Origin of the sequence: Paenibacillus crassostreae (genome assembly GCF_001857945.1) — a bacterium.
Taxonomy (GTDB): Bacteria; Bacillota; Bacilli; order Paenibacillales; family Paenibacillaceae; genus Paenibacillus_AQ; species Paenibacillus_AQ crassostreae.
This window is the reverse complement of sequence record NZ_CP017770.1, coordinates 4,367,090-4,380,555: the sequence shown is the minus strand read 5'-3', so window position 1 is coordinate 4,380,555 and position 13,466 is coordinate 4,367,090. Positions and strand designations below refer to the sequence as shown.

Here is a 13,466-nt window from a genome sequence, read left to right as displayed (position 1 = left end):
ATAATATAAACTGTAACCCGAAAGAAAGACACCTTGTTAAAGGTGCTCTTCATTCGGGTTATTTTATTTAAATGGAATAGAAAATTTGAATAAAGCCCAGGCAACTTACACCTAGACTTTACCACCTGAATCCGTATCCAGACCAAGTGTACGATATAATTCCTTTGAATATCCTTGAAGTTTCTTCTCCAACTTCTGTGATTGTTCAGTAAAACTCTTCAGCTCACGAATCATACGTGAACGCCCCCCCGGGCTGAAGGTTTCTTGAATTCGTTCTTTGAAATAATCGTGCACAATATAATTCCGTTGCTTCCATAATTTTTTCAATTGAATGGTTTCTTCTTCTGAGAATGGAAAATGATGCTGTATTTCCTGTACTAATTGACCTAACGAACTACTTAACTTCCGTTGATAAAGTTCAGTAAAATCTTCTTCAGATGGGATTTTCCCCTCCGATAACTTCATGAGCATCAATAAATTAACTAGCTGCTGCTCCAAAGCTTGAGAAGAGTATACAGCAAGCCCAAAATAGGCGAAAACATCTCTTGAATGATCACTATCGAGCAGTCTATATGTCACCGTTCATCCGCTCCAATCACGATCAACTCATTCACACCCAATGCTAGCTGATCTACTTAGTACTCCTTATGTTAAAGGAAATTAAAGAATCAAGCAATATGAGATTCTTTAATTCATTTATTATATTCCTTTTTCACATTCGAGTAGGGGTATGAAGTCCGAGAATATTCATTGTTCTCTGCAACGATTCTCCAGTTAATTCCGTTAATAACACACGAATTCTTCTTAGATCTACATCCTCACTTATTACGCGTTCTTGGTTGTAGAAATGATTGAAAGCCTGCGCTACATCTAATACATATCTTGCCAATACAGAAGGTTCATTATTCTGTATCCCACGTTTCAAATGATCAGGAAAAGTAATAAGAAGTTTAAGAAGCGCCCATCCCGATTCACCTAATGATTCTGAATAGTTATGCTGTAATGTTTGAGATTCCACCTTATCCTTATCCTTATCCTTCCCCATCTGATCTAGCTCGAACAACTCACTCTTCGAAAGAATACTTTGCGTTCTAGTATACGTATATTGTAAGTAAGGACCTGTCTCACCATCGAAATTCAAAGCATCTTCCAACGAGAAATCCACTTCATTCGTCCGATTATTCTTGAGATCACCAAAGATAATAGCACCTATCCCTACAGCTTGTGCCACTGACAATTTATCCGGCAATGCTGGATTTTTTTCTTCTATGACCTTTAATGCTCTGGATACAGCTTCATCTAACACATCTTCAAGATATACAATCTTACCACGACGGGTAGACATCTTCTTACCTTCAAATTTCATTAATCCAAAACTTACATGTTGGCAATCCTTTACCCAATCGGCTCCCATTTTGTTCAAGACTGCAAATACTTGCTGAAAATGAAGCTGTTGCTCACCCCCAACAACGTATAGGATTTGATCAGCTTTCATCACTTGATGACGATAGAAGGCTGTCGCCAAATCACGGGTAGGGTATATTGTCGTTCCGTCCGATTTCATAATTAAGCAAGGTGGCATTCCTTTTTCTTCCAAGCGAACCACAAGTGCCCCTTCGCTCTCTTCTAGCAATTCCATATCCTTCAGTTCTTGAACAACCGCACCCATCTTATCATTATAAAAGCTTTCTCCAAGTACATAATCAAATGTAATATTTAATCTTTCATACATTCTATTGAACTCCTGCATACTCACTTCCACAAAGTAATTCCACAAGCGATTCGCTTCGTGATCTCCAGATTCCAATAGACGGAACCAATTTCTAGCTTCTGGATCCAAACTTTGATCTTCTTCTGCTTCTTCATGAAACTTTACATATAACCGTAAAGACTCCTGAATTGGATTCTCCTTTAAGGCTGCATCATTTCCCCAACGTTTATACGCTGTAATTTGTTTACCGAATTGCGTTCCCCAATCTCCTAGATGATTAACGCTGATAGGTTCATAACCTGCCGTTTGATACATTTTGTACAATGCTGCTCCAATCATCGTTGAACGAAGATGACCTATCCCGAAGGGCTTCGCGATATTAGGAGATGACATATCAATAATGACTTTTTTCCCTTGGCCTATATTGATCTTAGCATCATTATTTTCTCTCAAAGTTTCCATCATCTTGCCTGCATAAACATCGCGATCAAAAAACAAATTAACATACGGTCCAGCTGCTTCAACCTTGATTCCATCCACTTGGATAACATCTGCTAACTGTAAAGCAATTTGCTGAGGCGATTGTTTATACTGCTTAGCTAAACGATAACATGGGAATGCCATATCCCCCATAGCTGCTGTAGGTGGTGTTTCTAACATCTCCTCAACCTCTTCTAATGACAAGGAAACATGTGGCTCTATCACTTCTGTAGCCCATTTCTTTAACATAATGAATCATCCTCCAATTTTACGATTTATATTATTAACAATCCTGACCTTTTATTTCATCAAAAAAAGCCCTCATCTCTATGAATAAGAGACGAGAGCTTACATTCCCGTGGTACCACTCTAGTTGAATTCTTATACAGAGGTGTAACCTCTCATAAGTAATTCCGCTTAATGATCTATAACGAAGATCAATCGGACTAATCTACTGATCATAACAAGGATTCATTATGACGTTGGAATAGCCATCTCCTGGGTGCGCTTCATCAGAGTCCAATATACCGGCTTTCACCTATCCCGGCTCGCTACTTTATCAGTCACTCTCATTACTCTCCCGCTCAAAGACGTTTAATATACAATAGTATACACACAATTAACCTATTTTTTCAAGCTCATCTAGAGCATTCTTCAGCGCAGCTTGAGAGAAATGTTCCCCAATAAAGACAACAACATCAGGAACAACACCTTGAGGATTAATCTTCAAAAAGTCTGCTTCACGAAATGCATATTGGAACAAAAAACGACTGGTCGTATCACTAAACGTCATGACACCTTTGGCACGATATACTTCCCGAGGTAGTTGATTGACCAATTCCTCAAATCTCTGGCTATCGATGGGACCTTTGAAATAATGAGTATACACCATCACATGATCATGCGAATGATGTGCATGATCATGTGATTCTTCATGTTCATGCTCACGATTCATGATGTGTTCAAGATGATGCACATCGGATCCGAATAAAGGAACCCAATCCACATCACAACGAACAGAAGGAATGATAGGTGCATACTCGTTCCAACGAGATAAGATTTCTTTTACCTTCGCTTGCTCTTCTTCACTTACACGGTCAACCTTATTAAGAATAAGGTAAGATGCACATCGGATCTGTTCTTGCATCAAACGATATGTCTTACCTTGTTGATGTTCATATAACTCCAATAAATGTCTTGCGTCAACGACGGTAATGACACTCTTCAGATCAATTCTCATATATAGAGCAGCTTCCGTTACACCATCCAATATTTCCATTGGATTAGCGATCCCTGTGGCTTCTATAACGATGACATCAGGTGATTCTTTCTGAATCAGATTAGATATCTCTAAGCTCAAATCACCTCGAATAGTACAGCAGATACATCCACTAAGCATTTCGGTCATAGGGACCGTCTCTTCGATCAGTGCACCTTCTAAATTAACGTCACCAATCTCATTCATTATCACTGCTGGTCTTAACCCCTGTTCTTGCCAATAAGTCACCATACGTTGTAATAATGTTGTTTTCCCACTGCCTAGGAATCCAGATAATATATAAATAGGTGTAACACGCTCACTTAATGTATTCAGATTCATCGTTGCTTCTCCTCCAACTCGTACTATCTCTGTTAGCCGAGTTTACTATATGAAAGCCATCACTGCAACTTCATTTCATGACTTCTTTACGAGTTTCATTGGGCAATTCCAATGAAATATTCCCTTCTTTATTGGTCACTTCGCCACCAACACGGTGCTCAAAACCTAGTAGTGTAAATTTTTTATCTACATCGATACTACGACTTATTTCTGTACTACTATCACCCGAGTAACCAAAATTATAATATAACATTTTTTTATTTATTGTGGCTGCCGTTCCCTTCTTGTCGAACACTTTATAATCAAGAAAGTTTTGTAGCATATCCCCTTTTTGAATATGCGCTTGCCAAGTTACAATCGGGAAATCATCTTTGAATTCGTATAATAAGACCGTATCCCCTTTCAAGACATAGAAACGAAGAGACTCTCCCTCTGGAAATAAAAAGGTACTGCTATGGTCTTCCTCATCAAAAGTAACATCTAACGGACTTTGTTCGTAATGCACAATAGATAAATCAATTAGATCCATCGCTAACTCTCGTGATTGTTGCAACGTACCTTCATATAGAGTTTTTCGTTCTTTATCACTTAAGGGTGACTTAATCGTAACCGATTGACTATCCCAATCAATACCATACCCATAATGCTCTGATAGAAAGCGTAATGGTACATATAGACGATTATTCTCTAAATGCACCGAAACATCTATTGAAATTTCACCGGAATAATCAGGTTTACCATCAATAGATGCGATATTCTTACCCACTGTAAGGATGAGACTTTCAGCCCATTTGCGTATCGTTACTGTGTTAGCCTTTTGATCCCAAGCTACTTTTGCACCTAATGCCTCGGATACAACTCGAATAGGAACCAGTACTCTACCTTGTTTAATAATAGGAGCCACATTAGTCTGAATTTTATCGTTATTCACATAAATTTGGATTGGTTCAGCGGCACTTGCAATCGAAGTAACGCTTAATATGCTGACAATTGAAAGTGCGGTTAGTAGTTTTTTCACGTGGTTCTCTCCTCTTCCAAATATTCCCCCATAACTAACATCGGGTTCTAACTCATCATATTCCTTATTTGCTTATTACCACTTAAACGTTAAATAGACTCAAAATGTTCCAAATTTATGGATAGTTTATTTTTCATTCATAGTTTCATGTTATAAAGTAACCATTCATGGGAATCAATTTCATAATCGCATATCCAGCTTGAATGTGGATTATATATTGATCGGAATGTTTCATTCCGTCTATATATAGCTACATTTATAGCATTTTGCGTAATTATGAAATTGATTCTGTATAACAAAACTATGAATAACCTTCTGTCAAAAAGATAATAAAAACAGAGTGCAGATGCTGTACCCAGCCTTCTACACCCTGTTATTTTCACATCGATATGAACCATGATAATCTATATACTATCTTAATTTTACCACAGTGCGCCCAACAGCATCACCCTGCAATATTAATTCTAGAACACTAGATAATTCATGTAATGAAATTTCCGTTATACCAGCCTGTAATAATTTATGTGGTTTCCAAGCTTCAGCTAGTTTACTCCAAACAGCTTGTCTATGTTTCATCGGACAATATACAGAATCAATTCCTAGTAATTGTACACCTCGTAATATAAATGGATAAACCGTATTGTCAAATTTCGAACCACCCGCTAGACCGGATAATGCAACACCGCCACCATATTGAACTGACTTAAGTAGTTCCGTAAGTTGAGGTCCGCCTACAGGATCAACCACACCCGCCCAACGCTCTTTCGCAAGAACTCCCTTAGCTGGTACTAGCACTTCATCTCGACTAACTACTGATGTCGCACCTAATTGATGGAGCCATTCACTTTGTGTTGCAAGCTTCCCTGTACTAGCCACTACGTCAAATCCAAGTTGTGCCAAAATACATACAGCTACACTACCTACGCCACCCGTTGCTCCTGTTACAAGAACAGGTCCTTTATCAGGACTTAGTCCATTCAGGATGAGTCGATCCACGGATAAAGCAGCTGTAAATCCAGCTGTACCGATGCTCATCGCTTCTTTGAAATTCAGTCCCTTGGGAAGGGGGACCAACCAATCACCACGTACCCTTGCAAATTCACTATATCCTCCAAAATGGGATACGCCAAGTTCATAACCTGTACATAGAACTGCATCTCCTTCATCGAAACGAGGGTGATTTGATTCTATAACGGTTCCCGCTAAATCAATACCAGGAATAAACGGATATGAGCTAACGATTCTCCCTTCAGGTGAATTTGCTAACCCATCCTTGTAATTCACACTTGAGTAATCTACCTGTACAAGGACATCACCTACTGGTAGCTGTTCTATATTTATAGTCTCAATTGCGTTACGAAAACCTTGCTCATCTTTATGGATCATAAATGCCTGGAATTTATTCATTGATGTGCCAACCTCCTTAATTCATTATTAATCGCATTAAATATTTATACCATCGTATTAATCCAAGTATAAACGCCTTCGGCGTCCTTATAAGGACGGTAAGTGTTTAAGCGAGAAATATAAGATATAAAGTATAGCGTAAAACTTATACTTTATATCTTATATTTTAAAGAAGGCTCCACCCAGTGTGAAGCCTTCTTTATTTGAAAGTACATTATAAGTAAGGATTTTCGTGCTTAGCTTTTAATACATTCCAGCGTCGATCAACTTCATTCTGGAAACTAAGATATGCAGCTTCATTCTCTGGTTTAAGTAAATGACGTGTTTTGCCCATCCATTTCAGCCATTCACGAAGCTCAACCTTATTGTTCTTAGTTTCTGGGTTATGTGTAATATTGGTACATCCATGCTCTACCTCATAGAGTGGGAAGAAACAAGTTTCTACTGCTGCATTCACAATCTGCGTTCCCTCGTTATCGTTGGATAACCAGTTCAGTGGGCAGGCAATTAGTATTTTACCATACACCAATCCTTCATTCTGAGCATAATATTGAGCTTTGGCTGCTTTCTTCACTAAATCCTGAGGAAATGCCTCCGAACCCGTAAATACATAAGGAATATTCGTTGCTACCATAATTTGTGCAGTATCTTTATGTTGCGTCGTCTTCCCTTGTTGGTTCGTCCCAATATTTGAAGTAGAAGTTCGGTTTCCGATCGGCGTTGAATAGGATTGTTGCGCTCCAGTATTCATATATCCCTCATTATCGTACTCAATAATGATCATTTTATGATTCCGCATCGCTGCCCCAATCGCAGGCCCCATTCCAATATCCATACCGCCGTCACCGGTAACCATAACAAACGTGAAGTCCTCTTTTAATCCCAGATGATCTAATTCACCACGTCGCTTGCGTTCCCAGAACATTTCCACAACACCTGATAAGGTTGCAGCCCCATTCTGGAATAAATTATGGATATAAGTCGCTTTATGCGCAGAATAAGGATAACCTGTAGTTGTAACCATCGCACATCCCGTATGATACAACGCAATAATATCTCCTTCTATTCCTTTGAAGAACGTTTCAAGCCCTGAGAAGATCCCACATCCTGGACAAGCACCATGCCCTGGTGCTAAACGTTTAGGCTTCTTTGTAAGTGAACGCAGAGGGGGAATTCTCACACTTAATTTACCTGTCTCTTCATCCTTCTTCACAGTAATTAGACCCGTCTTCAGATCCTCGAATCTCATAGGCTTTAGAACACGCTGAGGAGCCTTAGATGCTTCTCCCACCGTATGGCCATAATAGTCAAATGCAACCTCTACAGCGCCCTTCTCTACCGCTTCTATAGCCAACTTAAATAACTGATGGCCATCCTCGGCATAGAACTCTTTGCCACCCAATCCATAGATCCGACTGACGACTTGGGTCGTCGTGTTACCATAAGTGAACAGAGCTGCCTTCACTTCATTCACCATATTCCCTCCATGAGCTCCATATGAATCTGCTCGATCACCTACCGTGATCGCCTTCACATGCTTCAAAGCTTCAGCAATTTGCTTCTGTGGAAAAGGACGGATCATATTAGGTGCAATCGAGCCTGCCTTGATTCCTTGGGTGCGAAGCTGATCTACAACATCCTTGATAATCTCAGATGCTGAGTTCAAAAGGAATACAGCTACTTCAGCATCATCCATACGATACATATCTAGCATTTCATATTCTCGCCCTGTTAATTGCTTGTATTCTTTAGCTATCTCTTCGAATACTTCGCCGGCATTATACATAGCTTGTGACTGCTGATATTTATTATTAATATAGTCAGGTTCATTCATATATGGACCGACGGTAATCGGGTTCTCGCGATCTAACGTATTGGCGTAGCCCTCTGGCGGCTTTTCTCCCACTAACTTATAAACATCCTCACGATGTGCGAACACCTGTACACGACGCTTCTGATGTGATGTGAAGTATCCATCTGATGCTACTAAGACAGGAAGGCGAACGTCTTGATGCTCAGCTAGTTTTAGGGCAATCAGATTCATATCGTAGACTGACTGCGGATCACGACACATTAAGATAGGCCAACCTGTATTTAATGAGAAATACAAATCCGAGTGATCACCATGAATATTTAGCGGACCAGAGATCGATCGGCACACTAGATTCATGACCATCGGGAATCGTGACCCTGACTGCACAGGCATCTGTTCTAGCATAAACATGTAACCATTAGCACTGGTTGCGTTAAATACACGTCCACCTGCTGTTGATGCCCCGAAACATATCCCAGCAGAACTATGTTCTCCATCTGAAGGAATCAACTTTATATCATGATGACCATTAGCTTTCATTAAATCTAGATATTGCGCCACCTCCGTTGAGGGGGAGATTGGAAAATAACCCATCACGTGATAATTAATTTGTTGTGCTGCATAGGCAGCCATTTCATTGCCGGACTCATAGACGAATAACTGCTCCACGCTAGAAGAGCCGACCTCTTTTTCATAATGAATAGCCATTAGAGCTTCCCACCTTTCACCCATTATCTATACTAAATCAAAAATATGTTTAACACTCTGAGCATCCGCTACACCATCTTGTTCAAGTACACTTGAGAGGGCATCCGTTGGACAAGCCTCGATGCATTTCAGACAACCTTTACAATACTGATAGTCAATTCCTTTGAGGAACATTTGCGGTCTTCCTTTTTTATCAGGCTGCTCTTCCCATACGAAGCATATATCCGGGCATACCGTGTCGCATTGAGCACAATGAATACAATCATCAATTTCAAAATGTGGCATCATTCCAGCACGTGAAATACTCAAATCTTTCAAAAAGCTATTCCCAGGATTAGTAATGAGCCCACCCATTGGTTGTGTTTCATAACCTATTACAGGAATATCTGAGCGTACAAAATCCGGCATTGTCATCCCTTGTTCTAGTGGAAAATCTCGTATGATCACTTCGTTATATCCACGCTCAAATGTATTTAAGGCTGAAGCTACACTTTGCGGGTATTTCTTCTCAAGCGATTTATGAATGACATCTTTCATCGTATCCGGGTCAAGGAACGGACATAGGCGGAACATCGCTCCAAGCATCGCCATATTGACTCTATTTTTTTCAGTCAAAGCTATACCAGTCGCGTCGATCACTGCAACTGTTCCTCCGAGCATTTTCATAGCTTTTTTTAATTGTTCAGGAGTTTTCTGCGAATTAACAAGTACAATACTATCTGCATAAATCCCACTAATGACACTGGACGTTTTGGCCAGAGCTTCATGAAAAATGCTGATGACATGTGGTCTTTCTACCGGCGACGTATCACGAATCGGTGTGTTAAGATCGCAAAACCGGATATGTGCTTTCACATGTGAACCTTTCTTCTCCGAACCATATGATGAGAAACTCACACCATTCAGTCCCGCACCATCAACACCAGCTTCTGCTAACATTTTGCCAGCAAGGTTCGCTCCAAGACCTCCGATTGATTCTAATCTAATTTCAAAGAAACCTAGTTCATTTACCTTGGGTAGTTGTACCACCGACATAACCCCTTTCAGGATATTTTCTGTAATGTGATTCATTCATTTTATCGAAATATCAAAAATTTAAGATATGAACTAAATCATATATATCAGATTGAATTGAATGCGGTTTCAATTTGGCTATGTCGAACATCGCTACAATTTGCCAACTCCTGCGCTTTCCCGAGAAATAATTTTAAATTATAGTAGTGAAATCGCGGAATAGTCTTCACAAAAATGGATCAAAAACGCCAAATAGCAGGTCAAGGATAAGCCACCTTGACCTGCTACTTTTTAATATTTGAATAAAAACTGAACGTTTTTCAGTCACCTCAGATCAATCTCTTACATGTCGGTTACTGATGTTAATTATCATCATCTTGCAAATATTCCGCCATCATAGCTTTTTTAAGTTCAAATACTTCTTCACTAATATTCGTACGGTATATTTCCGGGTTCATTTTCCGCAAATATTCTGGCCAGAAAAGATCTAGCTGTTCCATATGATAGGTACGAATAACATCTAGGCTGGGTAGTTCATATACCTGAACACCATCCACATAGATCGGTTCTAACATAGGAATTGCATCATAGTTCCGAATCTTCTTTTGAAGATATGAATGCTGTGGGTTGAATAGCTTGATCGGTCCGCCCCCACGTGGTTGTTCTTCATCTGGGAAACATATATAATCTGCTAATGCTTTACCATTCTTACGATCAATAATACGATATACATCTTTCTTACCAGGTGTAGTTACTTTCTCAGGATTGGCTGAAATCTTAAGTGTTGGTATCATTACACCATCCACATTACGCTCAACGAGTTTGTATACACCGCCTAAAGCCGGTTGATCCGCTGCAGTGATCAGTTGAGTTCCAACTCCCCATGTATCAATTCTTGCACCTTGAGCTTTTAGGTTGAGAATGGTATTCTCATCAAGATCATTGGATGCAACAATCTTAACATCAGGGAATCCCGCTTCATCTAACATTTTGCGAGCGTGAATAGAGAGATATGCTAAATCACCACTATCTAATCGTATAGCGGATAACTTTTTCCCAATCGACTCTAAATATTTTCCGGTCTCAATCGCATGGGGAACTCCACTCTTAAGAGTATCATAAGTATCAACTAATAAAGTCACTAAATCTGGCATAACTTTAGCATAGGCATCAAAGGATTCCTGCTCATTCTTGAAACTCTGCACCCATGAATGGGCATGTGTACCTTTTGTTGGAATACCAAACTTCTTACCCGCTAGCATATTGGAAGTCGCATGAAAACCCGCTATATAAGCAGCCCTAGCACCCCATACTGCAGCATCCGCTTCCTGTGCACGACGTGTTCCAAATTCAAGTAAAATATCCTGTTTTGCAATTTGCCTAATTCTGGAGGCTTTCGTTGCAATTAGTGTCTGAAAGTTCATGAAATTTAGGATGGCCGTTTCAACTAATTGTGCCTCCATCATTCTACCTTCAACCCGAATCAGTGGTTCATCAGGGAATACTAATGCTCCTTCTCGCATGGAAGAGATACTTCCTTTGAATCGAAATTGACGCAGTTCTTCTAGAAATGCTGGATCATAATTCTCTTCTTGTTGTGCAAGATATTCTATGTCATCTTCCGTAAATCGAAGATTGTTAATGTATTGAACAATTCGTTCCAACCCTGCAAACACAGCATAACCATTTCCAAAAGGTAGTCTACGAAAATAGGCTTCGAACACAGCTTTGTTCTCATGTGTTCCTAAGTACCAGTGCGCATACATCATATTAATCTGATATTTGTCGGTATGCAGAGCAAGTTCCTCTGTATTCATGATGTACTCCTCCTTGACTTCACTTCGAGCTTATAATAACTTCTGCACCTAGACTACCTTTGAAATGAGCTAATGCCCATTCATGTCCCTGCGGATTAAAGCTAGCTACTGCATCCTCGAATACCGTTATAGCATATCCTTTGTTATAAGCATCTACAGCTGTATGTAGCACACAAATATCTGTACATACTCCTATTAAATGAACTTTAGTTATCCCACGTTCCTTGAGTAGAATATCTAAATTCGTTCCACAAAAGGCACTGTATCGACTTTTATCCATCCAATAGATTGAATCCATGTTCCGTTGATAAACATTTGCTAGTTCACCGTATAATGCTCTTCCTTGCGTACCCCGAATATTATGTGGAGGGAATAGCTTACTCTCTGGATGGTAAGGGTCATTCTCCTCATGAAGATCAACCGCCATCACGACAAAGTCCCCTTGATCCACATACTGTTGAGTAAGTGTTGCTATCGTCTCCTGGATATCAATAGCTGGTTGACCAACCGGAAGACTTCCTTCCACGAAATCATAAGTGAAATCAATAACAATCAATGCATCCATCATTCTCACTCCTTATATAGAGCCTACACATAATTATGTATAGATCGATAATAACGGAACATCATCCGTAAACATATACAATTGTGCAGAACGTTGTGAATATTGATTAGAGCTAAGTTTCTTACCCGTTTCATCTCTAACTTCTTCCAGAATGCCCTGTCTACTTTGAGTTGAAGTGATTTTACGAATGAAATTAGGTTCCTTGAATTCCGGTACAACTGTTTGAATAACCTGATACAATTCACTTAATGTAAAATGCTTCGGTAGGAACTGCTTAGCAATTGTTGTCTGCAACATCTTCTGTTGAATTTTAATGTAAGCATCGCGAATAATTTCACGGTGATCGAAAGCTAGCTCCAACTGTTCCAAAGCCTCATGAATTCCGAACAATCCAACTTCCTCTGCATCATCCGCTGCCTGTCTTTGCTCTAGCATCCATTCTTCTACTAGTGCAAAAAAGGCATTGCTAATAATCCATCCGCGGGGATCTCTTCCAGGCTGACTGTAAACACCTAAATACTCTAGATGACCTCCATCCACACCCGTCTCTTCTTTGAGCTCTCGCTTGGCTGCATCGTAGATAGATTCGCTTTCTCTGCAGAATCCTCCAGGTAACGCCCACTTACCGGCAAATGGCCATGACCTCCGACGGATAAGCATCACTTTAAGTTCACGAATAGGTAACGTCTTCGTAACCGTCTTCCGTTCACGTTTCGTTAGTGTAAACATAACAATGTCAGCTGGGACACCATCTGGTGTACGATATTTCTGCGTATTATAATTTTTTGGTTGCTTCTCTTCTTCTTCATTCATTATCATCACCACATAACATTCTATTTGATATTATCATTATGATCTTTTGATATTATTTGTCAAGTACCATGACTTACTTCCAATTTACTTCTTGCTGCCCACGACTCGGAAGCTACCTGTAGAAATACAACCTAATGTTCCTTCTTGATCATGAATACGCGCTTCTGTCGTTAAGCTACGGCCCGCTTCGTGGATGACGACGGCTGTAACTGTTAGAAGTCCCATTTTCATTGGAGCTACAAAGTGTACATTCATATTCGTCGTAACACAAGCGTCCACATTCTTGGCAGCAGTTGCAACCATGCCCATCGCTTGATCCATCAATGAAGTAAGTACTCCTCCATGGACAATGCCAAGAGAATTCATATGATGTTCCTTGGCATCCAATGAAATCTTCACTTCTTTTTGATCCCCAGAGATAAATTCACACCCTAGATATCCCCAAAAGGTATCCATACCCTTGGCGATCATACTTTCTAATCCTTCCATAGTAATCCCCCTATTATGTCTCTACTGATGT

11 protein-coding genes and 1 other annotated feature are annotated in these 13,466 nt (G+C 39.9%); all 11 genes read right to left on the bottom strand.

The window, feature by feature from the left end; genetic code table 11:
* Window positions 1-111 precede the first annotated feature (111 nt).
* A complete protein-coding gene (locus LPB68_RS20310) occupies window positions 112-579 on the bottom strand; it encodes a hypothetical protein (RefSeq protein ID WP_068655564.1) in 468 nt (155 codons plus the stop codon).
* A gap of 133 nt (window positions 580-712) precedes the next feature.
* On the bottom strand, window positions 713-2,440 hold the full coding sequence (gene argS, locus LPB68_RS20305) for an arginine--tRNA ligase (RefSeq protein ID WP_068655566.1): 1,728 nt from the start codon (window positions 2,438-2,440) through the stop codon (window positions 713-715).
* A gap of 84 nt (window positions 2,441-2,524) precedes the next feature.
* Window positions 2,525-2,788 (bottom strand) — a binding site (T-box leader).
* 22 nt (window positions 2,789-2,810) lie between these two features.
* Window positions 2,811-3,791, bottom strand: coding sequence for a CobW family GTP-binding protein (locus LPB68_RS20300; protein WP_068655568.1), 981 nt, complete (start codon window positions 3,789-3,791; stop codon window positions 2,811-2,813).
* Between the two features lie 70 nt (window positions 3,792-3,861).
* The gene (locus LPB68_RS20295; RefSeq protein WP_068655570.1) at window positions 3,862-4,809 is read right to left on the bottom strand and encodes a copper amine oxidase N-terminal domain-containing protein; all 948 of its coding nucleotides are present in this window, start codon (window positions 4,807-4,809) and stop codon (window positions 3,862-3,864) included.
* Between the two features lie 411 nt (window positions 4,810-5,220).
* Window positions 5,221-6,216 carry an acrylyl-CoA reductase family protein gene (locus tag LPB68_RS20290; RefSeq protein ID WP_068655572.1) on the bottom strand — a complete coding sequence of 332 codons (996 nt, stop codon included), beginning with the start codon at window positions 6,214-6,216 and terminating at the stop codon, window positions 5,221-5,223.
* Window positions 6,217-6,430: 214 nt separating this feature from the next.
* Window positions 6,431-8,737, bottom strand: coding sequence for a thiamine pyrophosphate-dependent enzyme (locus LPB68_RS20285; protein ID WP_068655573.1), 2,307 nt, complete (start codon window positions 8,735-8,737; stop codon window positions 6,431-6,433).
* A 27-nt stretch (window positions 8,738-8,764) separates the two neighbouring features.
* Window positions 8,765-9,766 (bottom strand): 2-oxoacid:acceptor oxidoreductase family protein, encoded by a 1,002-nt coding sequence (locus LPB68_RS20280; RefSeq protein ID WP_099458649.1) that lies wholly within the window; start codon window positions 9,764-9,766, stop codon window positions 8,765-8,767.
* Window positions 9,767-10,113: 347 nt separating this feature from the next.
* On the bottom strand, window positions 10,114-11,568 hold the full coding sequence (locus LPB68_RS20275; protein WP_068655577.1) for a nicotinate phosphoribosyltransferase: 1,455 nt from the start codon (window positions 11,566-11,568) through the stop codon (window positions 10,114-10,116).
* A gap of 19 nt (window positions 11,569-11,587) precedes the next feature.
* Window positions 11,588-12,133: a cysteine hydrolase family protein gene (locus LPB68_RS20270; RefSeq protein ID WP_068655579.1), complete on the bottom strand. Its 546-nt coding sequence runs from the start codon at window positions 12,131-12,133 to the stop codon at window positions 11,588-11,590.
* 33 nt (window positions 12,134-12,166) lie between these two features.
* Window positions 12,167-12,946, bottom strand: coding sequence for an NUDIX domain-containing protein (locus tag LPB68_RS20265; RefSeq protein ID WP_418303811.1), 780 nt, complete (start codon window positions 12,944-12,946; stop codon window positions 12,167-12,169).
* 84 nt (window positions 12,947-13,030) lie between these two features.
* Window positions 13,031-13,435: a PaaI family thioesterase gene (locus LPB68_RS20260; protein ID WP_068655583.1), complete on the bottom strand. Its 405-nt coding sequence runs from the start codon at window positions 13,433-13,435 to the stop codon at window positions 13,031-13,033.
* Window positions 13,436-13,466: the final 31 nt, after the last annotated feature.

Bases quoted from the DNA above. Each gene is read 5' to 3' on its own strand.
- LPB68_RS20285 (WP_068655573.1), bottom strand. From the start codon at position 8,737: ATGGCTATTCATTATGAAAAAGAGGTCGGCTCTTCTAGCGTGGAGCAG.
- argS (WP_068655566.1), bottom strand. From the start codon at position 2,440: ATGTTAAAGAAATGGGCTACAGAAGTGATAGAGCCACATGTTTCCTTG.
- LPB68_RS20290 (WP_068655572.1), bottom strand. From the start codon at position 6,216: ATGAATAAATTCCAGGCATTTATGATCCATAAAGATGAGCAAGGTTTT.
- LPB68_RS20260 (WP_068655583.1), bottom strand. From the start codon at position 13,435: ATGGAAGGATTAGAAAGTATGATCGCCAAGGGTATGGATACCTTTTGG.
- LPB68_RS20275 (WP_068655577.1), bottom strand. From the start codon at position 11,568: ATGAATACAGAGGAACTTGCTCTGCATACCGACAAATATCAGATTAAT.
- LPB68_RS20270 (WP_068655579.1), bottom strand. From the start codon at position 12,133: ATGGATGCATTGATTGTTATTGATTTCACTTATGATTTCGTGGAAGGA.
- LPB68_RS20265 (WP_418303811.1), bottom strand. From the start codon at position 12,946: ATGAATGAAGAAGAAGAGAAGCAACCAAAAAATTATAATACGCAGAAA.
- LPB68_RS20300 (WP_068655568.1), bottom strand. From the start codon at position 3,791: ATGAATCTGAATACATTAAGTGAGCGTGTTACACCTATTTATATATTA.